The sequence below is a fragment of the Variovorax paradoxus genome (assembly GCF_009755665.1).
In the GTDB taxonomy this organism is placed as follows: Bacteria; Pseudomonadota; Gammaproteobacteria; order Burkholderiales; family Burkholderiaceae_C; genus Variovorax; species Variovorax paradoxus_G.
In genome coordinates this window covers 718,878-744,594 of the sequence record NZ_CP046622.1, presented here as the reverse complement: position 1 = coordinate 744,594, position 25,717 = coordinate 718,878, and the positions used below count along the sequence as shown (strand labels likewise).

General features: G+C 66.2%; 19 protein-coding genes. 10 read left to right on the top strand and 9 right to left on the bottom strand.

Annotated elements, in window-relative coordinates; genetic code table 11:
* The first annotated feature begins 311 nt into the window (after nt 1-311).
* Nucleotides 312-1,421 carry a uroporphyrinogen decarboxylase gene (gene hemE / locus GOQ09_RS03405; protein ID WP_157611881.1) on the top strand — a complete coding sequence of 370 codons (1,110 nt, stop codon included), beginning with the start codon at nt 312-314 and terminating at the stop codon, nt 1,419-1,421.
* 453 nt (nt 1,422-1,874) lie between these two features.
* Nucleotides 1,875-3,974, top strand: coding sequence for a primosomal protein N' (locus tag GOQ09_RS03400; protein ID WP_207309921.1), 2,100 nt, complete (start codon nt 1,875-1,877; stop codon nt 3,972-3,974).
* A gap of 31 nt (nt 3,975-4,005) precedes the next feature.
* Here the strand turns inward: GOQ09_RS03400 and GOQ09_RS03395 are convergent, their stop codons facing one another.
* The gene (locus tag GOQ09_RS03395) at nt 4,006-4,218 is read right to left on the bottom strand and encodes a hypothetical protein (RefSeq protein ID WP_157611880.1); all 213 of its coding nucleotides are present in this window, start codon (nt 4,216-4,218) and stop codon (nt 4,006-4,008) included.
* 225 nt (nt 4,219-4,443) lie between these two features.
* On the opposite strand from GOQ09_RS03395, the gene GOQ09_RS03390 reads away from it, so the two are divergent.
* Entirely contained in the window at nt 4,444-5,100 is a 657-nt protein-coding gene (locus GOQ09_RS03390; protein ID WP_242630978.1) for a hypothetical protein, read from the top strand.
* A 30-nt stretch (nt 5,101-5,130) separates the two neighbouring features.
* Here the strand turns inward: GOQ09_RS03390 and GOQ09_RS03385 are convergent, their stop codons facing one another.
* A complete protein-coding gene (locus GOQ09_RS03385; RefSeq protein WP_157611879.1) occupies nt 5,131-6,174 on the bottom strand; it encodes an AEC family transporter in 1,044 nt (347 codons plus the stop codon).
* Between the two features lie 121 nt (nt 6,175-6,295).
* Between GOQ09_RS03385 and GOQ09_RS03380 the strand changes: the two genes are divergently transcribed.
* From GOQ09_RS03380 to nadE, 4 genes are read left to right on the top strand one after another with little or no spacing between them, the layout of a single operon-like run.
* Nucleotides 6,296-8,401, top strand: a complete 2,106-nt coding sequence (locus GOQ09_RS03380; protein WP_157611878.1) for an ATP-dependent helicase — start codon at nt 6,296-6,298, stop codon at nt 8,399-8,401.
* Nucleotides 8,398-8,862 (top strand): hypothetical protein, encoded by a 465-nt coding sequence (locus GOQ09_RS03375; protein ID WP_242630977.1) that lies wholly within the window; start codon nt 8,398-8,400, stop codon nt 8,860-8,862. The genes GOQ09_RS03380 and GOQ09_RS03375 overlap by 4 nt, the downstream gene beginning before the upstream one ends.
* Nucleotides 8,859-10,031 carry a phospholipase A gene (locus GOQ09_RS03370; protein WP_157611876.1) on the top strand — a complete coding sequence of 391 codons (1,173 nt, stop codon included), beginning with the start codon at nt 8,859-8,861 and terminating at the stop codon, nt 10,029-10,031. The genes GOQ09_RS03375 and GOQ09_RS03370 overlap by 4 nt, the downstream gene beginning before the upstream one ends.
* A 33-nt stretch (nt 10,032-10,064) precedes the next feature.
* Complete coding sequence (gene nadE, locus GOQ09_RS03365) at nt 10,065-10,916, top strand: ammonia-dependent NAD(+) synthetase (protein WP_157611875.1); 852 nt, start codon at nt 10,065-10,067, stop codon at nt 10,914-10,916.
* Here the strand turns inward: nadE and GOQ09_RS03360 are convergent.
* The 4 genes from GOQ09_RS03360 to GOQ09_RS03345 form a co-directional block, all read right to left on the bottom strand.
* Complete coding sequence (locus tag GOQ09_RS03360; RefSeq protein WP_157611874.1) at nt 10,913-12,829, bottom strand: PAS domain-containing hybrid sensor histidine kinase/response regulator; 1,917 nt, start codon at nt 12,827-12,829, stop codon at nt 10,913-10,915. The genes nadE and GOQ09_RS03360 overlap by 4 nt on opposite strands.
* Nucleotides 12,830-13,035: 206 nt before the next feature.
* Nucleotides 13,036-15,438: a diguanylate cyclase domain-containing protein gene (locus tag GOQ09_RS03355; protein WP_157611873.1), complete on the bottom strand. Its 2,403-nt coding sequence runs from the start codon at nt 15,436-15,438 to the stop codon at nt 13,036-13,038.
* Nucleotides 15,439-15,470: 32 nt separating this feature from the next.
* A complete protein-coding gene (locus tag GOQ09_RS03350; RefSeq protein WP_157611872.1) occupies nt 15,471-18,443 on the bottom strand; it encodes a bifunctional diguanylate cyclase/phosphodiesterase in 2,973 nt (990 codons plus the stop codon).
* On the bottom strand, nt 18,440-19,537 hold the full coding sequence (locus tag GOQ09_RS03345) for a TRAP transporter substrate-binding protein (RefSeq protein ID WP_157616565.1): 1,098 nt from the start codon (nt 19,535-19,537) through the stop codon (nt 18,440-18,442). The genes GOQ09_RS03350 and GOQ09_RS03345 overlap by 4 nt, the downstream gene beginning before the upstream one ends.
* Before the next feature lie 156 nt (nt 19,538-19,693).
* On the opposite strand from GOQ09_RS03345, the gene GOQ09_RS03340 reads away from it, so the two are divergent.
* Nucleotides 19,694-20,602, top strand: coding sequence for a LysR family transcriptional regulator (locus tag GOQ09_RS03340; protein WP_157611871.1), 909 nt, complete (start codon nt 19,694-19,696; stop codon nt 20,600-20,602).
* Between the two features lie 95 nt (nt 20,603-20,697).
* Here the strand turns inward: GOQ09_RS03340 and GOQ09_RS03335 are convergent, their stop codons facing one another.
* Nucleotides 20,698-21,078 (bottom strand): HU family DNA-binding protein, encoded by a 381-nt coding sequence (locus GOQ09_RS03335; protein WP_126747720.1) that lies wholly within the window; start codon nt 21,076-21,078, stop codon nt 20,698-20,700.
* Between the two features lie 111 nt (nt 21,079-21,189).
* The gene (locus tag GOQ09_RS03330) at nt 21,190-22,104 is read right to left on the bottom strand and encodes a LysR family transcriptional regulator (protein ID WP_157611870.1); all 915 of its coding nucleotides are present in this window, start codon (nt 22,102-22,104) and stop codon (nt 21,190-21,192) included.
* A gap of 150 nt (nt 22,105-22,254) precedes the next feature.
* Between GOQ09_RS03330 and GOQ09_RS03325 the strand changes: the two genes are divergently transcribed.
* Both GOQ09_RS03325 and GOQ09_RS03320 read left to right on the top strand, forming a co-directional pair.
* Nucleotides 22,255-23,235, top strand: coding sequence for a Bug family tripartite tricarboxylate transporter substrate binding protein (locus GOQ09_RS03325; RefSeq protein WP_157611869.1), 981 nt, complete (start codon nt 22,255-22,257; stop codon nt 23,233-23,235).
* On the top strand, nt 23,235-24,764 hold the full coding sequence (locus GOQ09_RS03320; protein ID WP_157611868.1) for an amidase: 1,530 nt from the start codon (nt 23,235-23,237) through the stop codon (nt 24,762-24,764). The genes GOQ09_RS03325 and GOQ09_RS03320 overlap by 1 nt, the downstream gene beginning before the upstream one ends.
* A gap of 67 nt (nt 24,765-24,831) precedes the next feature.
* Here the strand turns inward: GOQ09_RS03320 and GOQ09_RS03315 are convergent, their stop codons facing one another.
* Complete coding sequence (locus GOQ09_RS03315; protein WP_157611867.1) at nt 24,832-25,578, bottom strand: carbonic anhydrase; 747 nt, start codon at nt 25,576-25,578, stop codon at nt 24,832-24,834.
* Nucleotides 25,579-25,717: the final 139 nt, after the last annotated feature.

The window sequence follows — 25,717 nt, the reverse complement described above, 5'->3', positions numbered from 1 at the left end:
CGCTCACCCGCCGACGGGGTACCTTTCTCCGCGAATGTCCCCCGGCCTGCGGCCTCCTCCTTTATTTCGCTGCGCAAGGCACCCCGCCAGCGGGTGCGTTGCAAAGAGCGGTCGTTGATCAGCGGAACACCGGCAGCGTGCCCCAGTGCACAGGGCATCGGGTGCTCCGCGCAGCGAAATAAAGGAGGAGCCGAAGGCGGGGGACATTCGCGGAGGGGAGTACCCGGTGGCCTGGGCACGCGCCCTGAACAAGAGCGCTCAAACAAGCAGCTCAGCAAAAGCAAAGTCCCCTCCCCTGCGACAATCGGGCAATGCCTTTCGCCCCATTGCAAAACGACACTTTCCTGCGGGCCTGCTGGCGCCAGGCCACCGACCACACCCCCGTCTGGCTCATGCGCCAGGCCGGGCGCTACCTGCCCGAGTACGTGGCCACCCGCGCCAAGGCCGGCAGCTTCATGGGGCTGGCGACCAACACTGACTACGCCACCGAAGTCACCCTGCAGCCGCTCGAGCGCTATCCGCTCGACGCCGCCATTCTTTTCTCCGACATCCTTACCGTGCCCGACGCCATGGGCCTGGGCCTCTCGTTCGAGGCCGGCGAAGGCCCCCGCTTTGCACGACCCGTGCGCGACGAGGCCGCCGTTGCGGCGCTTGAAGTGCCCGACATGGCCAAGCTGCGCTACGTGTTCGATGCCGTGGCGTCCATCCGCAAGGCTCTCAACGGCCGCGTGCCCCTCATCGGTTTTTCGGGCAGCCCGTGGACGCTCGCCTGCTACATGGTCGAAGGCGCGGGTTCCAGCGACTACCGGCTCGTCAAGAGCATGCTCTACAGCCGCCCCGACCTGATGCACCGCCTGCTCGCGGTCAACGCCGACTCCGTGGCCACCTACCTCAATGCGCAGATCGACGCCGGCGCCCAAGCCGTGATGGTGTTCGACAGCTGGGGCGGCGTGCTCGCCGACGGCGCGTTCCAGGAATTCAGCCTTGCCTATACCGCACGCGTGCTGGCCGGCCTGAAGCGCAATGGCGCCGACGGCCAGCCCGTGCCGCGCATCGTGTTCACCAAGGGCGGCGGCTTGTGGCTCGAAACCATGCGCGAGCTCGACTGCGAAGTGCTCGGCGTCGACTGGACCGTGAACCTTGCGGCCGCGCGCCGCCTGGTCGGCGAAGGCAATGACGGCAAGGCCAAGGCCCTGCAGGGCAACATCGACCCCAACGTGCTGTTCGCGCCCCCCGCGCAGATCGAGGCCGAGGTGGCCAAGGTGCTGCAGGCCTTCGGCAAGCCGCACGCCGGCTCGACCAAGGGGCCGACCCACATCTTCAACCTGGGCCATGGCATTAGCCAGTTCACGCCGCCCGCCCACGTGGCGGCGCTGGTGCAGGCGGTGCACGCGCAGTCGCGGTCCTTGCGCCGCGGTTGAAACTGTTACGCGCAGGCCTGCGTGTGCCGGCGAACTGGTTTTCCCCGAAAAGCAATTCACAGCCGTTTGTCAAGCGCAAAAACGGTGTAGGAGGGACGACTTATGCACAAAACACGTGCTGCACTGCGCAAGATTATCTGAGGCGGGCCCCTCTTTGCTCCTAAACAAGTAGCGCGCGTAAGTGGTTGATTTATATAGGATTTGAACTTTGCTTTTTTTGAGGGCAATCCAGTCAGACGCTTGATTTTCAAGGCTCCGCAGCGTGTCGAGCCCTGTTGTCAACAAAGTTATCCACAGAATCTCTGGATGAGCTTCAAAGCACTGAAAAATCAACGACTTAAGCGATTTTGCTCAAAGTCGCATTAACAAACCTTGCCAACAGGGACGCCCATTTCCACCGCCAGCAGCCCAGCCCCGGAAACCGACGCAGCGCCGGCGAGCACGCCCGCCGCGATGGCCTGGCGGCTCGACATCGCCGTGCAAACACCCGCGCATGCCGCCCTGGGCGACCTGCTGAGCTATGCCAGCGCGGCGCCGCTCGCGCCCGGCACGCTGGTGCGGGTGCCGCTGGGCCGGCGCGAAGTGCTGGGCGTGGTCTGGAACGACCCCACATCGCTCGAGGGCGCCGAGCCCGATATGGCGCTCAAGCCCGTGGGCGCCGCGCTCGACGCGCTCGCGCCGCTCGGCGAAGCGTGGCGCGACCTCGTGGCCTTTGCAGCGCGCTATTACCAGCGCTCGATCGGTGAAATCGCGCTCGCAGCCTTGCCGCCGCAGTTGCGCGACCTGACCGGCACGCAACTGGCACGCCGGCTCAAGCGCAAGACCACCACCGGGCCGGTGGCCGAGACCGCCGAAGCCGCCAACCTGATTGCGCTCAGCCCGGAACAGACCGCAGCCCTCGCCCGCATCGAGGCCGAGACAGGCACCTTCCTGCTGGTCGGCAGCACCGGCAGCGGCAAGACCGAGGTGTACCTGCGCTGCGTGGCCGACCTGCTTACGCGCGACACCGGCGCGCAGGCGCTGGTGATGGTGCCCGAGATCAACCTCACGCCGCAACTCGAAGCGCGCTTCAAGGCGCGGTTCGGCGACGACGCCGTGGTGTCGCTGCACAGCGGCATGACCAATCCGCAGCGGCTCGCAAGCTGGCTTGCGGCGCACAGCGGGGCCGCGCGCATCGTGCTGGGAACGCGCATGGCGGTGTTTGCATCGATGCCGGGGCTGAAGCTCATCGTCGTCGATGAAGAGCACGACCCCAGCTACAAACAGCAAGAAGGCGCGCGCTATTCGGCGCGCGACCTCGCCGTGTGGCGTGGCCAGCGCGAAGGCGCGAAAGTCATCCTCGGCTCGGCCACGCCTTCGCTCGAAAGCTGGCACCAGAGCCGCCCGGCCGAAGGCGAAGACCCGGGCGGGCGCTACGTTCGGCTGGCCATGCCCTCGCGCATCGGCGCGGGCGAGTTGCCAGGCGTGCGGCTGGTCGACATGAACCTGCAGCCGCCGAAGACCGTGCTTTCGGCCGCGCTGCTCGACGCCATCGGCCAGCGCATTGCGCGCGGCGAACAGAGCATGGTGTTTTTGAACCGCCGCGGCTATGCGCCGGTGCTGGCCTGCGCCGACTGCGGTTGGAAGAGCGAATGCCCGCACTGCAGCGCCTACCGCGTGTTCCACAAGATCGACCGCACGCTGCGCTGCCACCACTGCGGCTTTACCGAGCGCGTGCCGCGCGCCTGCCCGGCCTGCGGCAACCCCGACATCGCGCCCGTGGGCCGCGGCACCGAGCGGCTCGAGGAGCACCTGGCCGAACTGTTCGCCAGTGTGAAGCGGCCCGACGGCAACGCGGTACGCATTGCGCGCATCGATGCCGACAGCACCAAGAAGCAGGGCGCGCTCGAATCGCAGCTCGCGTCCGTGCATTCGGGTGAGGTCGACGTGCTGGTCGGCACGCAGATGATTGCCAAGGGACACGACTTCCGGCGCATCACGCTGGTGGCGGCAGTGAACCCCGACGGCGCGCTGTTCTCCAGCGACTTTCGCGCCCCCGAGCGGCTGTTCAGCCTGCTGATGCAATCGGCCGGGCGTGCGGGGCGCGACGCGGCATACCTCGCGGCGCAAGGCGCCACGGCCGAGATGTGGATCCAGACGCACCATGCGCAGCATCCGCTCTTCGCCGCGCTGCGAAGGCACGACTACGCGGCCTTCGCACGGCAGCAGCTCGAAGAGCGCGCCGCGGCCGGCATGCCGCCCTTTGCATTCCAGGCACTGCTGCGCGCCGATGCGCGCACACAGGAGGCGGCGCAGGCTTTTCTCAACGCGGCAAGTGCCGCGGCCGACGCGCTCGAAGGTTCCGACCGCGTGCTGCGCTACCCCGCGGTGCCGCTTGCCATTCAGCGCGTGGCCAATGTGGAGCGGGCGCAGATGCTGATCGAAAGCCCGTCGCGCGCCGCGCTGCAGCGCCTCCTAGCCGGATGGCAACCGCTGCTGCACGCGTTGCGGCGCACGCCCGAGGGCAAGGGCGTGATCCGCTGGCTGGTCGACGTCGACCCGCACAGCATTTGAGGCAGCGGCCTTTTACCAAGGCCGGCCTTTGTCAGTGATGCAGGCCCGCGGGCTCCTTGCCCATGTCGACGTAGCGCAGCTCGCTGCTGCGCCGCCGAGCAATGCTTCCGGGCCATGCGAACACCACCAGGCTCAAGGCGCCCAACGCGAGCGACGTAGCGGTGCCGAGGGTGTCGGCATGCCACAACCAGCCCACGCTGGCGACCCAGGCCAGCCACAGCAGAATACGAACAAGTATTGCCATAGTGCCCTCATATGTACTTTGATTTGCAAACACTTTATCAGTGTTTTGAAAACACAAGCACTCATCTGGAGCAATAACGATAGCTATGGCTTATGGCCTACACGCGAATCAGAAATAAACTGAAAAACCGGTTGACTGCATGGCCGCCCGCTATTCAAGCTGTCACAGCGCGGGCCCGTTCCGGCATCGCGCGTCAAGCAAGAACGCTGGTCGCCAGGGGTTGCCGTGAAACTGCCTTCATGTCTCGGTTGGGCTCTTCTTTTTGCATGCGCATGCTCCGCGGCCGAACTCGAACTGCAGGGTAGCCGGCTGGTGGTGTCGGGCATGCTCGACGGCACGGCCATCAAGGCCTTTACCGAGCACCTGGGCAAAGGCACGGTGCGCACCGTGGTGTTCGAAGACTCGTTCGGCGGCACCGCCGAAGCAGCCGGCGCCTATGCCGAGGCCATCCGCTCGAGCGGCGTGGACACCGAAATCCGCGGCCAGTGCCTGGCTGCCTGCGCCTACGCGTTTCTTGCCGGCAAGACGCATCGCTTCGGTGACGGCTTTCAAGTGAACGGCGTGCTGCTGCCGGTGGCTGCCAGGCCCACCGCCTCCGAACTGGCAATGCGGTGGCGCGGCAGCGAAGTCCACAAGACGCTGGCCGAATTTTCGCCCGCCGCAGCCACCAGCGCGGCCCCCACCAGCGCCACGGAACTCGGCGCCGGCCCGGTCAAGGACAACTGGCAGCCCGATCATGGCGTGCTCTTCACGGCCAGCCCCACGCTGTTCGGCCACATCTACAACGCGTTCTATTGCGATGGAACCCAGGGCCGTGACTTCACGAAGTGCGAGCGCCTTTCGGACGCCGATCCGTTCAAGCTCGGCGTGCTGACGCCCTGATTCAGCAGACGCGCCTTGCAGCGCCCCGGCTCAGCGCAGCAGGCTCACCGCCAGCGGAAAACTGAAGAAGGTTGCGACCGTCGTCCACAGGATGATGCGCGCGATGCGGCCGTTGTCGGCGCCGAAGCGCTCGGCCAGCATGGCCACGTTGCTGGCGCTCGGCAGCGCCGCCACCAGCACGATCACCATCAGCGCCGAAGAAGAGAGCGGCAGCCCGAGCGCAATGGCGCCCTGCCCCAGCGCCCACACCAGCAGCGGATGTACGAGCAGCTTGGCGCCCACCACCGGCAGCACGTCGGCGAGCGGCGCCTTGCGCGCAAGCCCCGACTTCACCCCCATGGCCACGGCCACTTCCGCACTGGCCGCGTGCTCGCGGGCGAGCAGCGCCGAGCGCGCCAGCACGGCGCCGATGGTGAAGAGCGCCACCGGCGAAGCCGCGTCAGCCAGCATGGCCACGGTGCGCTCCACGGGCCCGGGCAGGCGCCAGCGCGCTGCTGAGAGCAGCACGCCCAGCAGGATCGACCACGGCATCGGATTGACCAGCACGCCGCGCAGCGCCTGGCGCGCCGCCTGCCGCGGGCCGTGATGTCCGGCACCACCGCCCGCACCACCGCCCGCGCTGCCGGCGCCGTCGAGCCGCGAGAGGGCAATGCACAGCGACGAGGTCACGACCAGGTCGAACGCGATGGTGATGATCATCGGCCCCGCGGCCTGGGCGCCCAGCAGCGCCACCAGGAGCGGCACGCCCATGAAGCCGGTGTTCGGAAAGGCCGCCACCAGCGCGCCGAAGGCGCCGTCGTTCCAGCCGATGCGCGCATTGCGGGTGAAGACGATCGTGCCGGCCACCACGGCCAGCGCGCTCACGCCCCAGACCAGTGCAACGCTGCCGTCTAGCAGTTGCCCGATCGGCGTGCCGGCACCAAAGCGCAACAGCATGCAAGGCAGCGCGAAATACAGCACGAAGGTGTTGAGCCCGGGAATCGCGTCCAGCGGCAGGACGCGTGCCCGTGCCGCGCCATAGCCGGCGGCAATCAACGCGAAGAAAGGAAAGGTAACGAGAAATACAGGCAGCACGGTGTGATTGTCGTTGCATCCCGCATCGTGAACTTCGGCGGGGTTGCGCGAAAGCTGCGCCCCGTATCATTGCCCGCTTTGCGCCTGCCCGTTCCCTCGCGGCCTTCCGTTTCCACTCCTCATGTCTTCCGGTCTCAATCTCGCGCAACAAGAAGCTGTCAACTACCTGCATGGCCCCTGCCTCGTGCTCGCGGGTGCCGGCTCGGGCAAGACGCGCGTCATCACGCACAAGATCGGGCGGCTGATCCAGGCCGGCCTGGAGCCCAAGCGCATTGCGGCCATCACCTTCACCAACAAGGCCGCGAGCGAAATGCGCGAGCGCGCCAAGGGGTTGATCGGCCGTGACGCGAAGCATGTGGTGATCTGCACCTTTCACGCGCTGGGCGTGCGCATGATGCGCGAAGACGGCGCCGTGCTGGGGCTGAAACCGGCCTTCAGCATCCTGGACAGCGACGATGTCACCAAGATACTGAAGGACGCCGGCGGCACCACCGACACCGCCACCGCGCGCATCTGGCAGTGGACCATCAGCAAGTGGAAGAACATGGGCCTGAACGCCGAACAGGCCGAGGCCGCCGCGGTGGACGACAACGAGCGCATCACCGCGCGCATCATGGCGCGCTACGAAGAGCGTCTTACGGCCTACCAGAGCGTCGATTTCGACGACCTCATCGGCATGCCGCTCAAGCTGCTGCGCGACTACGAAGAGGTGCGCACCAAGTGGCAGTCCACGCTGGGCCACATCCTGGTGGATGAATACCAGGACACCAACGCCACCCAATATGAAGTGCTGAAGGCGCTCGCCGGTGCGCGCGGGCGCTTCACCGCGGTGGGCGACGACGACCAGTCGATCTACGGCTGGCGCGGCGCCACGCTGGACAACCTGCGCAAGCTGCCGGTCGATTATCCGGACCTGAAGGTCATCAAGCTGGAGCAGAACTACCGCTCCACCAGCGCGATTCTGCGGGCGGCCAACAACGTGATCGGCCCCAACCCCAAGCTGTTTCCGAAGACGCTGTTCTCCGAGCTGGGCGAAGGCGAGCCGGTGCGCATCGTCGATGCCGACTCCGAGGCGCACGAGGCCGAGCGGGCGGTGGCGCGCATCATCAGCTTGCGCGCGGGCGACGCCACGGCGCAGGGCAAGCAGTACAAGGAGTTCCGCGACTTCGCCATTCTTTACCGCGCCAACCACCAGGCGCGCGTGTTCGAGCAGGCGCTGCGCAAAGCGCAGATTCCCTACAAGGTGTCGGGCGGGCAGAGCTTCTTCGACCGCGCTGAAATCAAGGACCTGTGCGGCTGGTTCCGCCTGTGGGTCAACAACGACGACGACCCGGCGTTCCTGCGCGCCATCACCACGCCCAAGCGCGGCATCGGCCACACCACGCTCGCGAGCCTTGGCACCTTTGCCAGCCAGTACAAGCTGAGCCTGTTCGAAGCGCTCTTCAGCCCATCGCTGCCGAGCGTGATGCCCAAGCGCACGCTGGAGGGCATCCACGAGTTCGGCCGCTACATCAACGACCTGGAATACCGCGCGCGCCGCACCATGGGCGCCGAAGACTCGCGCACCTTCATGCTCGACTGGCTGAAGGAGATCGACTACGAGAAGCATCTCTACGACGGCGAGGACAGCGAGCAGGCCGCAGCCGCGCGCTGGACCAACGTGATGGAATTCGTCGACTGGATGTCGCAGCGCGCCGGCGGCACCCTCGACGATGCCTCGGGCGCGGACAACAACATCGAGAGCGAACGCAAGAGCCTGCTCGAAGTGGCGCAGACCATCTCGCTGCTCTCCACCATCAGCGAGCGCGAGCAGGACCAGAACGTGGTCACGCTTTCGACGCTGCATGCCTCCAAGGGCCTCGAATGGCCGCACGTGATGCTCATCGGCGTGACCGAGGGCCTGCTGCCCTTCAAGCTCGAAGACGACAACGGCCGCCAGCTGAAGGTGAGCGACGAGACGCTACAGCGGCTGCAGGAAGAGCGCCGCCTCATGTACGTGGGCATCACGCGCGCGCAGCGCAGCCTGGCCGTGAGCTGGACCAAGAAGCGCAAGCAGGGCCGCGAAATGGTGCCCTGCGTGCCGAGCCGCTTCATCGCCGAAATGGGCCTGGACAAGGCCACCACGCGCGAAGACCCGCGCGAGAAGCTCAAGGCGCTGCGCGCCGAGTTCGCGCGCAAGGCCCAGGACAGTGCAGCGGCTGCAGCGGCGGCCGCCTCCGCGTCATGATGGCGCGGGTTCTCCTGCTGTCGCTGGCCGCCCTGTGCACCGCATGCGCCGGCCCCGGCGCGCACAACGCAGCACCGCCCGGATGCCCCGCCACCGCGCGGGACCTGCCGGTCGAAGCGCTGTACGGCAACTGGCAGGCACGCTTCGACGGCCTTCCGGGCGCGGCCTCGGTCGTGCTCGGCAAGCACCCCGAATACGTGGGCGTGCGCGGCATCATCACGCGCGCAACATCCGCGCCTTCGGCGAGCGCATCGGTCGCGCAACTGGCGGGCGATATCAACGACGAGGGCGAGCTCGCCATCGACGAATCGCTCGACGGGCGCAGCATCAGCGGCGTGTGGTCGGCCACGCTGCAGCCGGACTCCTGCGGACGCGAGTTCAGGGGCACCTGGCGCAATGCCGCCGACGAAACCACACATCCCTTCACTCTGAAAAAGACGGAACGGACCGCAGACAAATGAACCCAATCCATCTACGCACCACCCTTGCCGCAAGCCTGCTGGCGCCCGGCCTCCTTGCGTCGTCGCTGGCCAACGCGCAGGCTGTCGAAAAGCCTTCCAGCCCGCTGGCCGATGCCCAGCTGACCTGGCAGCAGTGCGCGGCGCTCGGCAACAGCAACGACGCACGGCTGGCCTGCTTCGACCGCTGGGCGCAGCAGCAGACGCTGCCTTCAGTGTCGGTGCCCGTGGCGCCGCCGGTGCTGGCAAGCACGCAGCCCGCGCCGCCGGTGGACGGGTCGATGCCGGCCACCCGCGTGGTGTCGGTCGCCACCAGCGAGGGCTGCCGTGACCGGCAGTACTCGGCGCTTTCGCGTTTCTGGGAGCTGGAGAACGGCACCGACTGCGGCACCTTCGGGTTCCGCGGCTACCGGCCGTTGAATGTGTCGGCCTCGGCTGCCACCAGCAAGCCCGATACGCCCACGTCGCCCTCCGAAGGCCACACCGCCTCCCCAGTGAACTACCAGGCGAATGAAATGCGCATTGGCCTCTCGGTGCGTACCAAGATCGCGCAGGGCCTGCTTACGCAGGGCGACCCGATCAAGAAAGACTCGCTCTGGTTCGCGTATTCGCAGCAGTCGACCTGGCAGCTGTTCAACGGCTCGATCTCGCGGCCGTTCCGCACGACCGACCACGAGCCCGAGCTGATGTATGTCTATCCGCTGGACTTCAGGCTGCCCGGCGGCTGGCGCTGGCGCTATGCGGGCGTGGGCCTGGTGCACCAGTCGAACGGCCAGAGCCTGCCGTTGTCGCGCAGCTGGAACCGCGTCTACCTGATGGGCGGCGCCGAGCTGGACGACCGCTTCAGCATTACCGGTCGCGTCTGGCAGCGGCTGTCGGAAAGCGTCGCAAAGGACGACAACCCCGACATCTCCAGCTACATCGGCCGCGCCGAGGTCACCGGCCGCTGGAACTTCAACCGCGACAACAGCCTGGGCCTCACGGTGCGCAACAACTTGCGCGACAGCGGGCGCGGCTCGATACGGCTCGAGTGGCTGAAGGCCATCGGCGATCCGACCACCAGCAACCTGCGCTTCCACACGCAGCTGTTCCACGGCTACGGCGACACGCTGGTGGACTACAACCGGAAGCGCACCGTGCTGAGCATCGGTCTCAGCCTGGTCGATTTTTAATTCGCTCCGATGAATGCACAGAAAGGTCGTGTCATGAATGCTGGTGAACTTACCCCCGTGGATGCCGTGCAGCGCGAGATCATTGCCTCGCTGCACGTAGCGCCGGTGTTCGATGCCGCCGAGGAGATCGAGCGGCGCATCGGCTTTCTGGCAGGGTACCTGCGCGCCACGGGCTTGAAGACGCTGGTGCTGGGCATCAGCGGCGGCGTCGATTCGCTCGTGGCCGGATGCCTTGCACAGCGCGCCGTGGAACGGCTGCGCGCCGAAGGCCGGGATGCCACCTTCATTGCGATGCGTTTGCCGTACGGCGTGCAGAAGGACGAAGCCGAGGCGCAACGCTCGCTCACGGTGATCAAGCCCGACCGCACCTTGACCGTCGACATCCGGCCCGCCGCAGACGGCATGCTCGCGGCATTGAAAGGCGGCGAGCTTGCGTTCCGCGATGCGGCGCATGAGGACTTCGTGCTCGGCAACATCAAGGCGCGCCAGCGCATGATTGCGCAGTTTGCGGCGGCCGGCGCGCACGATGGCATCGTCATCGGCACCGACCATGCGGCCGAGGCGCTGATGGGCTTTTTCACCAAGTTCGGCGACGGCGCGGCCGACGTGACGCCGCTCACCGGCCTCAACAAGCGCCGCGTGCGCGCGCTCGCGCAGCAACTGGGCGCACCCGATGCGCTGGTGTTCAAGGTGCCCACGGCCGACCTCGAATCGCTGGTGCCGCAAAAGCCCGACGAAGATGCGTTCGGCGTCAGCTACGAGCAGATCGACGATTTCCTCGAGGGCAAGCCGGTGTCCGCTGCGGCGCGCGAGATCATTCTTGCAACGCACCGCAAGAGCGCCCACAAGCGGGCGCTGCCCGCGGAGCCGCCGCTCTCCGCCTAGGTGCGGGGCGACTCGAGCAGTTGCTCGAGCAGCGCGGTCAGCTTGTCGACGTCGACGGGCTTCGTCAGGTGCGCGCGAAAACCCGCCTCCAGGCTGGTGTCCCTGTCGCTGGCCTGGCCGTAGCCGGTAATGGCAATCAGCGGCGGCGGGTTGATCATCTCGGCCCGCAGCCGCTTGGCGACTTCATGTCCGTTCAGGTCGGGCAGGCCGATGTCCAGCAGCACCACGTCCGGGTCTTGTGCCTTCACCGCCTCGATGGCCGACAGGCCGCCATGCGCGACGCTGGACTTGTAGCCCAGCGCCTCCAGCAGCAGCGCCATGGTTTCGGCCGCGTCCACGTTGTCGTCCACCACCAGCACGCGCTGCTCGCCCACGGGCCGCGGCTCCGCCTCCAGGGTGGCCATCGGCGGCTGTGTGGTCTGGAACTGCACCACGAACTCGCTGCCTTCCCCCGCCCGGCCGGTGCTGAACGCACTCACCCTGCCGCCATGCAGCGTCGTCAACTGCTGCACGAGGCTGAGCCCCAGGCCCAGGCCGCCCTGCGACCTTGCCATGTTCTGCTCGCCCTGCACGAACAGGTCGAAGATCCGCTGCAGGTCCTTGGGCGGTATCCCGGGTCCGTCGTCGCGCACGCTGATGTCGGCGTCCTCGCCGACCTGCGAGAGCGAGACATGGACGTTGCCGCTGTTGTGGGTGAACTTTGCGGCGTTGTGAATCAGGTTGCTGACGATCTGGATGACGCGTGCGCTGTCTCCGGAAATCCAGGGGTCCGTCTCCTGGAGATGCAGGTGCAGGGTCTGCGACTTGCTTTCGATCAGCGGCCGCACCGCCTCGGCAGCCTCGGCGATGGCATCGCGCAGGCGAACCGGCTTGCTCTCCAGGTGGATCTTGCCGCTCGTGATGCGCCCCACGTCGAGCAGATCGTCCACCAGCCTGGTCATCTGCTTGAGTTGCCGGCCGATGATGTCGCGGGTATGGGCGATGACCGCCGATTCCGCTTTTTCCCGCTTGAGGAGTTCGAGCGCGTTGGAAATCGGCGCCAGCGGATTGCGCAGCTCGTGCCCGAGCATCGCAAGGAAGTTCGTGACGCGGCGCCCTTCGTCTTCCAGCGCGGTCACGCGGCGCCGCTCCGTCAGGTCGCGCGTGACCTTGGCAAAGCCGCGATGCCGCCCGGTAGCATCGTGCAGCGCGGTAATGACAACGCTGGCCCAGAACCGGCTGCCGTCCTTGCGGATGCGCCAGCCTTCGTCCTCGAAGCGTCCGTCGCGCAGCGCGTTGCGCAGTTCCTGCTCGGGCCAGCCGGTCGCGGCCACCTCGGGCGGATAGAACACCGAGAAGTGCTGCCCGATGATTTCCGAGGCCTCGTAGCCCTTGTTCTTTTGCGCGCCGAGATTCCAGCTCACGATGTGGCCGGCGGGGTCGAGCATGAAGATCGCATAGTCCTTCACGCCCTCGACCAGCAGCCGGAAGCGCTCCTCGCTCATGCGCAGCATCTCGTCCTGGCGGCGGCGTTCGCTGAGGTCCCTCGTGATCATCGAGAAGCCGCGCACGTCCCCGTTGCTGCCGGTCATCCGCGTGATGACCACGCTGGCCCAGAAGCGCGTGCCGTCCTTGCGCAGGCGCCAGCCTTCTTCTTCCATGTGGCCGGCCTGGCGCACGGTTTCCAGCGCTCGGTCGGGCTGGTTCTGCTCGAGCAGCTCGCTCGGATAGAAAAGCGAGAAGTGCCGCCCGATCGCTTCGGCGGCGTCATACCCCTTGAGCTTTCTCGCCCCGTCATTCCAGCTGATGACGATGCCCCCGGGGTCCAGCACGATGATGGAATAGTCCGAGACCGCCTCGACCATCAGCCGGAAATCGGCGTCGGCCAGAGTGCGTTGATTCAGAGGTGCACTCCCACCGCCGTGATCTGCCATTGCTCTTCTTCCTCCAGTGGCCGCGCATCGGTGCAGCGGCATGCGGGCTCTCGCTTTTTTCTCGGCTGGCGCCGAACTCCCGGATTGCAGCGCTCGAACCTCGTGGCTGCCGTGCGGCAGATGCAGCAAATTTAGCATCAGCAGGTACTTTTCGCGTAGGACAAGGCCCAGATTGCACCTTGGCGCGGACAAGTCCCGGGAGCGCGTCAGGCGCTGGAAGGCTCCTGGCGGGGCCAAGGGACACTGCCCGCAGCCCTGGTCCGGGGCTCTGCCGTCATGAAGCGGTTCTTTCCTTCTTTCTTGGCCGAGTACAGTGCCGCATCGGCGCGCATGAACAAGGACGACAGATCCTCGTCTTCCTCTGCGATTGCAACACCGATGCTGGCTGTTGCCTGCAAGGAACGGCCGGAGAGATGAAACGCCGGCCGCATTGCGGCAAGCACCTTCTGCGCAACGATGCCCGCCTCGGCGATTCCGTCAACTCCCTCGAGAAGAATCACGAACTCGTCGCCGGCATAGCGCGCCGCCATGTCGGTCTCGCGCACGCTTTCCTTGAGCCGCCTGCCGAATTCCCTGAGCACCGCGTCGCCCGCCGCATGGCCCAGCGAATCGTTGATCGACTTGAAGTAGTCGATGTCCAGGAACAGCAGGCATATCGGCTTTCCCGAGCGCCGGGACCTGGCCATGGCCTCGCGCGCATGCTCTTCGAACGAACGGCGGTTGGGCAAGCCCGTGAGCGCATCTTCCCGCGCAAGGGCGTCCAGTTGCCTCTGCTTCTGCTTCAGGTCCGTGACATCGTGCGCGATGACGTACAGCCCGACGACGGCGCCGTCGGCATCCCTGTGCGGCAGGTACGTCGTCTGCAGGGTCCGCTCACCGATCAGCAGCTGGGCCGTCTGCTCGAACGACAGCACCTCGCCCGCGAACGCGCGCGCCAGGAGTGGCTTGCGCACGTCGTAGTGGGCCTCGCCGATGGTTTCCCGGATGTGCCGGTTCATCATCGAAGCCGGCTCGATGCCGAGCCACGCCAGATATCTGCCGTTGCAGAAAACCACGCGCTCTTCGAGATCGAGCTCGGTCAGGAGCGCCGGCACGTTGTCGGTGAGCCCGCGCAGGCGCCGTTCGCTGTCGGCGCTTCGCATCTCGGCCTGCTTGCGCTCGGTGATGTCGAAGGTCATCACGTAGTAGCCCGCCACGCCGTCGTCGCGAACATCTGGCAGCAGGTGGCATTCGAAAAAACCCTCCTTGCCCCTGCGGTCGTAGGTGCCTTCGGTGCGCGTCGGCGTTCCCTGGAGCGCCTTGGCCACCTGCGCCTCGAGCTGCCGGTAGACCGCGTCGGGCAGCGACTCCTGCATGGTCATGCGGCCGACGTCGGCTTGCGTCCGGCCCTGCATCCGCAGCCCCGCCTTGTTGGCGAAAAGACAACGTTGGTTGCGGTCGAAGTAGGCGACCACGGCCGGCAGGTTATCGGTCACGTCGCGCAGGAATCTTTCGCTCGACTGCACGCGCTGCTGGGCCGCACGGCGTTCCCGCATGAGCGAGTCGAAGGTGTTCGAGAGATCGCCCACCTCGTCCTGGCCAGACTCCTCCTCCAGCGGAGTGTAGGCAGAGTTGGCACGCGACACCTGCATGTGTTCGCGCAGGCGGGACAAGGGCGCGAGCTGCGAGCGCACGGTCATGAAGGTGAGCCCGCCGGCCAGCAAGGTGAGCAGGAGCGCCCCCGCCCAGGCAAAGCGCTCGATCTGCTCCGCCTTGGCAAAGGCTTCCTGGCGCGGATACATCGCGCCCAGCACCCAGTTGGTCTGGCGTATGTGCTTGAAGGCGTACAAGGCATGCACGCCCCTGCGGTTCACTCCTTCGGACGCTCCTTCGAATCCGGCAATGGCGCGATCGGCAGCGGTGTTGGGTACGCCGTCGGCGTCGATGTGCTGGAGCAGCCTGGACTTGTCCGGATGGTCGACGATGATGCCGCCGGTATTGACGATGAACATGTACCCGCTCTTGCCGAATTTCACGTTGGCAAGCTCACCCAGGAAGTTGTGTTCGCTCAGGGTGATGAAGGCGGCAATGACATAGGCCACCCTGCCCTCGGGGTCCAGCACGGGTTCGGTCATGGCAACTTGCGCGAGCCCGCTGATTCGGTTCTTGAAAGGCTGGGAAATCACGCCCGCCTTGGACGCGACGGTGCCTTGGAAATAGTCGCGGTCCTTGACGTTGATCTTGCCGATCTGCTGCGCACCGTTCATGTTGGCCACGATCTCGCCCTGCGCATCGATGAAGGCCAGGTTGTCGAAGGCTTCCCTGAGCGACTTGTGCTGCATGACAAGGTCCTGCAGGCTTTCGGCGCCGGTGAAGTTGTGGCTCTCGACGCTGTCGCCGAAGGTCTTGAGCAAGGTGCGCCGGCTCAGGAACTTCTGGTCCACCGCATCGGCAATGGCCGATATCCGCTCGAACTGCTCCTCGGCGATGGTCGCCTGCATGTTGCGCTTGACGAAGTAGAGCTCGGCGCTGGCAATACCGATCGTCGTCAGGAAAACAATGGCCACCACACCGCCCGACAACCGGGCACGCAGGCTGAAACGGGTCAGATCGGGTAACAGGAGACGCATCGTGTGTGGACTCCAGAAGGCGCAGCGGGCGCTCAGTCCGCCATGGCAACATCCAGCTGCGCTTCGAACTCCTCGAGCGGCACCGGCCTGCTGAACAGGTATCCCTGGCAAAGCATCGCTCCGTGCATCTGCAGAAACTCGAACTGCTGTTGCGTTTCGACGCCCTCCGCCACGATTTCAAGCTCGAGGTTGCGTGCCATGCCGATGATGGCCTGGATGATCAGTTCGACCTTCGAGTCGGTGCCGATGCTCTGCACGAAGAACTTGTCGACCTTGATCTGGTCCAGCGGAAGTTGCGTCATGTACGACAGCGACGAGTAGCCGGTGCCGAAGTCGTCCATCGAGAAACGCACGCCCATCGACGCGAGCAGTTGCATCTTGCTGACCGTCTCCGTCATCTTGTCCTGCAGCAGGCTCTCCGTGAGCTCGAGCTTCAGTCTTGTCGGGTCTGCGCCCGTTCTGCGCAGCACATCGCGAACGCGGTCCGCGAAGTCCGCGGTGCGGAACTGGCGCGCGCTGACGTTGACCGCAAGCTGCAGATGCCGGCGCCTCGGGTCGTGACTCCAGCGCTCGAGCTGCACGCAGGCCGTCTCGAGCACCCACAAGCCGATGGGCACGATCAGCCCGGTTTCCTCAGCCAGTTCGATGAAGCCTCCGGGCGGCACCATTCCGCGCTCCGGATGGTGCCAGCGTATGAGCACTTCCGCGCCCGCAATGTGGCCCTCGGACGTGACCTGGCTCTGGTAGTGCAGGATGAACTGATTGCCCGCCAGGGCCGCATGCAGTTCGCTTTCCAGCGTTGCCCGGGCGGTGATGGCCGTCTGCATCGCCGTCTCGAAGAAGCGCAATGCGTTGCCGCCCGCCGACTTGGCGTAGTACATGGCGATGCCCGCATGCTTGAGCAAGTCTTCCAGCGACTGGTTCGCGTCGCCGAAGACGACGGCGCCGATGCTGCACGTGCTGTGGTACTCGTGGTCTTCGAGCTGGAACGATTCGCCCAGCGCGCCGAGGATGGCTTCGCCGGTCGCGTTGGTCTGCATCGCGGCAACCGAAGGGTCTTCGCTGAGGTTTTCGATCAGCACCACGAATTCGTCGCCGCCCAGCCGCGCGACCGTGCCGCCTTCGCTCAGGCTGCCTTGAAGCCGGAGCGCAACCTGCTTGAGCAATGCGTCGCCGGTGGCGTGCCCGAGCGCGTCGTTGAGCGTCTTGAAATCGTCCAGGTCCAGGAACAGCAGCGCGGCGTGCCGCGAGCGGCGCAGGTTCGCGTCGACCGCGGCTTGCAGCCGGTGCAGCAACAGCTGGCGGTTGGGAAGGCCCGTCAGGTTGTCGTAGAAAGCCAGATGCTCGATCTCGCGGGCGGCCAGCTTGCTTTCGGTGATGTCCCTCAGGATGACGATGAACCGCGCGTCCGCACCCTCGCCCACCAGCTTGCGCGAGACCGAGATCTCGAACCACACAACGCCCCTGGGAACCCGGGTCTCGAACTGCCGTCCTGAAGAAAACCCGAACTCGAACGCATCGCGCAGTGCGACCATGACTTCGGCCGCGGCGTTCGCCGGCAAGAGATCGGACATCATCTTGCCGACCGGCTCGCGCACCTTGATCGACGACTTGGGGCGGCGCGGTGAATGGAAGCGGTAGCAACGGCCGTCGATGCCTGCCTCCAGCAGCACGTCCGGCAGGGCATCGAGCGTGGCTTGCAGCTGCGCCTTGCCTTCGAGAATGTCGGAGACGTGGCGCTTCTTCTCGGTGATGTCGCGGTAGATGCACACCAGGCCGCCGTCCGGCGTCGGGCTTTTGACGGCGACGACCACCTGCCCGCCCGGCAGGACGAGCTCCTGCTCGCTGTGCGGATGGAGGCTGCGCGAATTCTGTTCGTCGATGGGCTGGAAAGGGGCCTGCGGCGCAAGCAGCTTTTCCGCCCAGGGAAAGTAATCGACGAAGCGGCGGTTCCAGGTGATCACGCGGCCTTCGGGATCGAGCAGCACGAAACCGTCCGCCATGGATTCGAGCGCCTGGTCCAGCGTGGCCTTGGAGCGCAGCAGGTCGGCGCGGGCACGCCACTGCCGCGACAGCTGCGCCCGGGCGAAATAGGCGACCGCAAGAATCATCAGCGTGAAGGCCAGCGCAACGATCAGGATGGAATTGCGCTCCCTGCGCCAGTCCTCGAGTGCGAGCTGGAGTGGAATGCCGGCGACGATCAGCAGGTTTCTATGCAGCGTGGGCCGCGCGACAACGATGGCGGGCAGGCCGCTGAGGCGCGCGACCATCCGGTGCGGGCGGCCGTCGCTGGTTTGATCGGTCATGGCCGGCCTGATGCTCCGGCCGGCAAGGTCGTCGCGCGGCGGCATGCTGGCGAGCAAGGCCCCCGACTCTCGCTCCAGCGTGACCTCGAGCCCCCGGATGTTCGCCCCCTGCGCAAGGATGGTGGTGAGCATGGAGACCTGCACTTCGGCAACCGCCACGATCCTGCCGCCGTCCGCGAGCCGCAGCACGCGCCCGAAATACAGCACCTGCTGCGAAGTCGCCTGGCTGACGCTAGGTGCGCTGACCGACAGCATGGACCCCGGCCGGCTCAGGATCTCCTTCAGGAAGCCCTGGGGCAGTTGCAGCACCAGCTTCGCTCCGCGGCGGTCGGAAGACGCGATCACCGCGCCGTCGGTATTCAGGAGCGCCACATACCGGACCAGGAGGCTCTGGCGAACGACCGTCTCGACCAATTGCGCGGTTTCGGGCGCCGTGATGTCGGCCGCCACGCTGTCTTCGCTGGAGTTGCGCAGGAACTGCCCCATGCCCGCCAGCAGCATGTCGACGGCCAGCAGGCTCCGGTTCAGCGCGGCTTCGGAGGTAACGACGAACCGCGTGGCCTGGCTCTCGTTGTCGGAGATCGCCTTCTGGTAGGTCTGCCACATCGTGAACGCGGCAATGGCGAGAACGGCCGCCAGGAACAGCGCCGCCACGCCGTAGATAAAGGCGGTGATGCGGCGGGGCAGCAGCTTGTTCACTGCCCGACGGGAGCCTTGACGCCCACCACCGGGCCGACAGTCTGATCCCAGACCTCCGCGCACACGGTTCCGCATCGCTGCACCCAGCGCGTCAGCACGCTCGATGCGAATATTTCGCGCCGGCGGCGTTCGTCATTGGCGGAAGGACGTGCCTCGACCATGGCGCCCTTTGTACCTTTCACGCAGGTGGCGGCGCCCGTGTTGCATGCAATGCCGTTGCCGGTGTCGCGCTCCGATTCTTCCCAGACCGCGGCCTCGAGCTTTGGCAGCTCGGTTTTCAGCAGGGTCTTCAAATCTGCGGGAAGCGCGTTCCATGCGTCCGTGTTGGCGCCGAATACCGCGACCCCCCAGTTGATGGGCATCGTGTAGAGCGAACTCGTGACCTTGTGCAGGCCCAGCGTGTTGCCGGACATCGCGCCGGTGATGGCGCATTCGGTGTTGGCCGAACTCATGTTCGCCATGAGCTCGGCAAACTCGGTGGACACCGGCACGCCGCCGAGGGCGCGCACGAAGTCGGCCTGGGTGGTACCCGAAACACGCACGCGCCGGCCCGACAGGTCGGAAAGCTGCCTCATGGGCTGCTTGCAGAAGATCACCTGGGCCGGATATACATACACGGCCAGCAGCTCGACGCTATGGCGCTCGCGCAGCGTCTTCTCGAGATACGGCCGGAATGCGCCGATCACCCGCCGCATGGAGGACATGTCGGGATTCAGGCCGGCAATATCCGGCGTGCCGATTTCCGGATACTCGTTGCTGATCTGGCTGAGCAAGGCGGTTCCGAACGGAATGACGCCCAGTCGCATGAGATTGAGCATTTCCTGCCCGGGCACGCCGGCCTGGTTGAACGGAACGATGCTCGCGGTGTACTTGCCGCCGCTCAGGCGGGCCAGGTCCTTGCCCCAGAAGCGCTCTTCGTGGAGCGCGTACTGATTCAGGCCGGCCAAGCCGCCCACCACGCGAAGCCGCGTGGGCGCAGATTGCTGTGCTTCGCTGTTCGTTGCCGCGAAAGCCAAAGCAAGCGCGGCGACACAAACCCAGAGGGCAGGTCGCCAAGCGGATGCTGCTTCGCCGGTCGTCATGCCCCGGATCATGATGCCGATTGTGCTTCCTGTAAGAAGTTTTTTACAGAATCGCCGGTTTCCGGTCACCCGCGGACAGGAAAGTCAGGACGACTCGTTGCGCGCAAGGCACAGAGATACCATCCGCAAACCCCTGATCCTGGGTCGTCTTATTCAAATTCCAGATCGATGACCGCGCCCGACCTTTCCAGCCGCCAATTGCGCGCGTTCACGGCGCTGGCCGAACAGCGCAACTTTACGCGCGCCGCCCAAGCCTGTCATTTGTCGCAGCCCGCGTTCAGCGCGCTGATCCGCACGCTGGAAGACACGCTCGGCGCCCGCCTTTTCGACCGGGACACGCGCAGCGTGCAGCTCACGCCCGAGGGGCGGCTGTTCGAGCCCTCGGCCCGGCGCCTGCTCGACGACATGCAGGATGCGATCGGCGACCTCGCCGACCACTCGGAGCGGCGCAAGGGCCGTGTGAGCGTGGCGGCGTTGCCTTCGCTCGCGGCCGGCTGGTTGCCGGCCATCCTCGCCGAGTTCATGCAGACGTGGCCGGGCATTACGGTGGAGCTGCACGACGCGCTTTCCGACGCCTGCATTGCCCAGCTGCGCGGCCATCAGGCCGACTTTGCGCTGGCGGCCACCGGCGCCGATGCGGCCGCGGCCAGCGACCTGCGCGGCCGCAAGCTCTGCGAAGACCGCTTTCACCTGGTCTGCCGCAAGGACCATCCATTGGCTGGTGTCGCCAAACTCACGGCCAAGCAGCTCGCGCCCTGGCCCTTCATCCAGATGGCGCGCAACAGCAGCGTGCGCCAGTCGCTCGACGCCGCGCTGCACCCGTTGCGGCTCAACGCCGTGTTCGAAGTCGAGCACTTGGCCACCGTCACGGGCCTGGTCGAGGCCGGCATCGGCATCAGCGTGGTGCCGGAGCTCACGCTGTTCCACTTTCGGCGCGACACGCTGGTGACGCGGCCCCTGCCGCTGCCCGGCCTCACGCGCACCATCTACCTGGTGCAGCGCCGCGAGGGAAGCCTCTCGGTCGCCGCCCAGACGCTGTACGACCTCATTCTTGCGAGGCTCGGCACGCTGGCCTGAGGCCCGCATGCTCCGCGGGCATAAAAAAACGGCCCCGAAGGGCCGTCTTTTTTTGGAAGCAACCTTGCGGCCGCAAACCATGGCTCGCTGAAGTCTTACTTCTTTGCGGCCTTCTTGGCGGGAGCGGCGGCCTTCTTGGCCGGTGCCGCCTTCTTGGCGACGGGCTTGGCGGCTGCCTTGTCGGCCTTGCGCTTTGCAGCCTTGGGGTCGATGGCGGCCTTGAATGCTGCGCCCGGCACGAACTTGGGCACCTTCTGTGCGGCGATCTTGATCTTGGCGCCGGCTTGCGGGTTGAAGCCGGTGCGTGCGGCGCGAGCCACTTGCTTGAAGGTTCCGAAGCCGATGAGCTGGACGGGGTCGCCCTTCTTCACTGCGGCGACGATGGAACCCGTGACGGTTTCCAGGATACGGGCGGCTTCTGCCTTGCTGACGTTGTGGGCGGCGGCGATCTTTTCGACCAGTTCGATACGGTTCACTTGAAAATTTCCTTTGGATTGTTCTCGTCATGTTGCCAATGACGGCGCAGCGGCTGAGGCCACTGCAAGCGGCGCGGAGTGTAGCGCACACGGGAACCGGTTTCTTTGCGTTCAGGCGCTTGCCTTGATGGCATCGGTGAGGAATTGCACGAATGCCTTGCCCGCATCGGGCAGCGATCGGCCCGCCAGGGTCTCTACTTCGAGGTGACGCTCGTTCATTTCGCGGTCCTTCAGCGCAATGGCAACCAGCGCCTTCGACTTCAGCTGCGTACGGATCGACAACTCCCCATAGAACGCAATGCTTCCGCCCCCCGCGGCCGCAAAGCTCACCAGCGCGTTCGCATGGTTGCTCGACATGGCCTGCACGTACTGCAGCCCCTGCCGGCTGCAGCTGGTGTCGAGCAATTGCCTGATCGAGCTGTCCTGCGGCGGCAGCCCCAGCGGATAGGCCACCACCTGGCGCAAGGACAACTGCCGCTGCCCCGCCAGCGGATGGTCGTTGGCCATCACGGCGAGGATGGGGCTGGGGTGGCGCAGCTCGATCTTGATGCCGGGCTCGGGCACCGTGCTCAAGGTGATGCCGATGTCCGCCTCACCGTCGCGTATGCGCCCGGGTATGTCGTGCGGCGGGCACACCTCCAGGTGAAAGCGGATGCCCTCGTGCTTGCTGCGAAAGCGCGCAATCAGCGTCGGCAGGAAGTCGAAGGCAAAGCCTTCCGTGCTCACCACGCGCACGCGGCCGCTGCGCAGGCCGCGAAGACCCTGGATGTCGCTGGCAACCCGCTCGATGTCCTGCTGCATCCGCTTGGCATGCGCCGCCAACAACTCGCCGGCGGCATTGGGCACCATGCCGCGCGCATGGCGATCGAACAGCAGGGTGTCGAGTTCGCGCTCCAGGCGCGCAACCTGCCGGCTCACGGCCGACGGCGCCACGTTGAGCTTGAGGGCCGCCTCCTTGACCGAGCCGGTGCGCACCACCTCGAGGAAGTACCGCACGGCGGTCTCCTGCAGCGCATGAAGTGCCATGGAGTCTCCCGGTTCAAAGATGGACGAACAGCCGTATCGATTGCCGAAACGGCAATCCACAATTCTAAACATTGCGCTTGTGGCAGCGGGCTCCGGGTCCTAGGATGGAATTGCATCCGCCGTCCCCCAACCTCGTCCCCAGGAGTACCCATGAAACGCCTCCCCGCATTGGCCAGCCTGCTGCTGATGTCCTGCCTTGGCCTTGCATCGATGGCGGGCGCCGCGGAGACCGGCTTTCCGACACGCCCGGTCACGCTCGTGATTCCCTTTCCTCCGGGCGGCGCCACCGACGTGAACGCACGCGTGATCGCCCAGCGCCTGGGCAAGGAGCTCGGGCAGCCGGTGGTCGTCGAGAACCGCGCCGGTGCCGGCACGGTGATCGGCGCGAGCTATGTCTCCAAGGCAGCGCCGGACGGCTACACGCTGCTGGTGAGCTCGGGCACCACGTTCACCGTGAACCCCGCCATCCGCGCGAATCTTCCGTACGACCCGGTCAAGGGCTTCGACCAGATCGGCCTGGTCGGCCGCGTCGGCCTCATCCTGCTGGCCAACAGCGAGGTGCCGGTAAAAACCGTGAAGCAGTTCGTGGACTACGTGAAGGCATCGCCCGGCAAGTATTCGTATGCCTCGTACGGCACCGGCACCACGTCGCAGTTCGCGGGAGAAACCATCCTCAACGCCGCGGGCCTCAAGATGACTCACGTGCCGTACAAGGGCAGCGCACCGGCCATGACCGACCTGATGGGCGGCCAGGTTCCGTTCAGCATCGACACGGTGAGCGCCGCCATTCCCCAACTCAAGAGCGGCAAGATCAAGGCGATTGCGGTGACCACGGCCAAGCGCTCCACGCTGTTGCCCGATGTGCCCACGATGGCCGAGAGCGGCTACTCGGGCATCGACATGGACACGTGGCTTGTCGTGTCGGCGCCCAAGGGCCTGCCCGCCGACGTGAAGGCCAAGCTCGAAAAAGCGCTTGCCGCCACCGTCGCCGACGCCGACACCCGCGCCAAGCTGATCGCGCAGGGCCTGGAGCCGGCCTTCAGCAACGGCGCTGCGGTGAGCGACCTGATCAACAAGGAACTGCCGCTGATGCGCGCGGTCGCGGCCCGAGCCAACATCACTGCAGACTGATGGACAACCAATTGATCGAACAATCCGCAGTCGAACTGCGCCGGCTCATCGGCAGCAAGGCGGTCTCGCCGGTCGAGCTTCTGGAGGCTTGCATTGCGCAGATCGAGCGGGTGAACCCGTTCGTCAATGCCGTGACCGCGACCAGCTTCGACCGCGCGCGGGCCGAGGCCAAGGCCGCCGAAGCCGCCGTGATGCGCGGCGATGCCCTGGGGCTGCTGCATGGCCTGCCGCTGGGCGTGAAGGACCTGGAGCCCACCGAAGGCCTGCTCACCACCTGGGGCTCCGCCATCTTCCGCGACCACGTGCCCGAGGAAGACATCGAGCTGGTGTCCCGCCTTCGAAAGGCCGGCGCCATCGTGGCAGGCAAGACCAACGTTCCGGAAATGGGTGCCGGCGCCAACTCGCGCAACGAGGTGTGGGGCGCCACCGGCAATCCGTTCAACCCCAACCTGAATGCGGGGGGCTCCTCCGGCGGCTCGGCGGCAGCCCTGGCGTGCGACATGCTGCCTGTGTGCACCGGCTCCGATACCGGCGGCTCGCTGCGGATTCCGGCCGCCAAGTGCGGCGTGGTGGGCTTCCGGCCATCGCCGGGCATCGTGCCGAGCGTGCGAAAGCTGCTGGGCTGGACGCCGATTTCCGTCGTCGGGCCGATGGGCCGCACGGTGGCAGACGCCTGCCTGCAAATGGCCGCTTCCGCCGGCATGCACGCGGGCGACCCGTTGAGCTACCCGCTGGATCCACTCTCTTTTCAAAAGCCGATGGACCTCGACCTGAGCAGGCTGCGCGTGGCGTGGACCGAAGACTTCGGCGTTTGCGCGGTGGACGACGGCATCCGCGCCACCATGCGCCGGAAGATCGGCGCCATGCGGCGCCTGTTCAAGTCTTGCGACGAAGTGACGCTCGACCTCGGCGAAGCGCACCGCTGCTTCGACGTGCTGCGCGCCGAAGCCTTTGTGGCCGGCATGCACGCGGCCTACCAGCGCGACCCTTCCAGCCTGGGCCCCAACTCCCGCGCCAACTACGAGATGGGCGCTCAGATGAGCCTGCTCGACAGCGCCTGGGCCCAGGCCGAGCAGACGCGGCTCATCAAGCGGTTCCAGGCGACCTTTGCGGACTACGACCTGATTCTGTCGCCCACCACGCCGGTGTCGCCCTTCCCGTGGACGCAGCTGTATGCGGACACCATCAACGGCGAGAAGCAGGCCAACTACTACCGCTGGCTGGCGTTGACGTACGTCGTCACGTTGACGACGCATCCCGCGCTTTCGCTGCCCTGCGGCGTCGATCACGCGGGCATGCCCTTCGGGCTGCAGATCGTGGGCGGCTTTCGCGCCGACCACCAGGTGCTGGGCGCTGCGCATGCCATGGAAATGGCATTCGCAGCCGATGCGCAACTGCGCCGTCCGCGCCCCGATCTTTCGGCTTTGCGCATGGCGGAACCTGCCCTCACATCCATCGTCACCGCACCGCCGGGCCCGCATGGCGGCGCCGCTGCGGCTGCGGGCCACTCAGCGGTTTCCGCGGTCTGACAAGACCGCGCCCCAACTGAAAAGCCCCCGGCTCTGCGAAGAACCGGGGGCTTTTTAGATTTGGCGTTCAGCGGCTGGCGGGGGCTGCGCGATTGGACGTCAGTGCCACCGACGGAAAACGGATCAGCGGGCGCCCGTTGAGCTCCTGCAGCTTGCGGTTGTTGTGGGCATAGCGCGCGCGGAATTGCGCAATCTGCGCCGGAGACAGCGACACCGGCGCCTGCAGCACATACCACTCGACGTTTTCAGTCAGCGGCGGCGTGGTCAGCGAGCCCAGGTAGTGGTAGTAGGCCTTGTCCTTGGGCAGGAGAACGGAGATGTCGGCCTTGGACAGCTCGCCATGGCCTTCCTTCTCGAGCGCCGCCAGCACCTTGGCCGCCAGCGGATTGGCCGGGCCTTCGCGGTACATCACACCCACCACGGCCAGGCGGCCGTCCGCGGCGCGGAAGACGAAGTGCCCTTCGAGCGGGAAGTGCTTCCCATCGACCGTGTGCTCGCTCTCGGCATGGAAGTGGAACTGCAGCAGCTTGAAGTGGCGGCCGCGAATCATGGCATCGGGCCCCTTCGCCTCGACCTCCACCGCATGGCCGTTGTCGACGACGTCGAGCGCCGCGCGAGCGTTGCTGAGGCGAATGTCTTGCGGCTCGAGCGCATCGCCGGCCTTGGCTTCGCCGGTAGGAATGTCGATCGGTGACTGGGCGCTGTCGTGAACCGCCTTCCAGTTTTCCTGATGGTCGTAGTCCAGCGCCTGGGCGTGGACCGTTGACGCCGCGAGCAGCGCAACGCTCAGGAGACAGCGAGAAACTGGGGACATGGGCAAGGATTCCAGGAAATAGTTATGAGAGGAGCTCGCTGCGCGAGCCGGGGTGCGCATCGAAACGATCAGGGGACTGTCGTCTGTGATCGCCGCCTGGCGGAAGCCGGCTATCCGCGGCAGCCGCAGAAGCCGGCGC

Bases quoted from the DNA above. Each gene is read 5' to 3' on its own strand.
- GOQ09_RS03320 (WP_157611868.1), top strand. From the start codon at position 23,235: ATGGACAACCAATTGATCGAACAATCCGCAGTCGAACTGCGCCGGCTC.
- GOQ09_RS03355 (WP_157611873.1), bottom strand. From the start codon at position 15,438: ATGCGTCTCCTGTTACCCGATCTGACCCGTTTCAGCCTGCGTGCCCGG.
- GOQ09_RS03315 (WP_157611867.1), bottom strand. From the start codon at position 25,578: ATGTCCCCAGTTTCTCGCTGTCTCCTGAGCGTTGCGCTGCTCGCGGCG.
- GOQ09_RS03375 (WP_242630977.1), top strand. From the start codon at position 8,398: ATGATGGCGCGGGTTCTCCTGCTGTCGCTGGCCGCCCTGTGCACCGCA.
- hemE (WP_157611881.1), top strand. From the start codon at position 312: ATGCCTTTCGCCCCATTGCAAAACGACACTTTCCTGCGGGCCTGCTGG.
- GOQ09_RS03370 (WP_157611876.1), top strand. From the start codon at position 8,859: ATGAACCCAATCCATCTACGCACCACCCTTGCCGCAAGCCTGCTGGCG.
- GOQ09_RS03360 (WP_157611874.1), bottom strand. From the start codon at position 12,829: ATGGCAGATCACGGCGGTGGGAGTGCACCTCTGAATCAACGCACTCTG.
- GOQ09_RS03400 (WP_207309921.1), top strand. From the start codon at position 1,875: ATGGCCTGGCGGCTCGACATCGCCGTGCAAACACCCGCGCATGCCGCC.
- GOQ09_RS03330 (WP_157611870.1), bottom strand. From the start codon at position 22,104: ATGGCACTTCATGCGCTGCAGGAGACCGCCGTGCGGTACTTCCTCGAG.
- GOQ09_RS03325 (WP_157611869.1), top strand. From the start codon at position 22,255: ATGAAACGCCTCCCCGCATTGGCCAGCCTGCTGCTGATGTCCTGCCTT.
- GOQ09_RS03340 (WP_157611871.1), top strand. From the start codon at position 19,694: ATGACCGCGCCCGACCTTTCCAGCCGCCAATTGCGCGCGTTCACGGCG.
- nadE (WP_157611875.1), top strand. From the start codon at position 10,065: ATGAATGCTGGTGAACTTACCCCCGTGGATGCCGTGCAGCGCGAGATC.
- GOQ09_RS03345 (WP_157616565.1), bottom strand. From the start codon at position 19,537: ATGATCCGGGGCATGACGACCGGCGAAGCAGCATCCGCTTGGCGACCT.
- GOQ09_RS03380 (WP_157611878.1), top strand. From the start codon at position 6,296: ATGTCTTCCGGTCTCAATCTCGCGCAACAAGAAGCTGTCAACTACCTG.
- GOQ09_RS03395 (WP_157611880.1), bottom strand. From the start codon at position 4,218: ATGGCAATACTTGTTCGTATTCTGCTGTGGCTGGCCTGGGTCGCCAGC.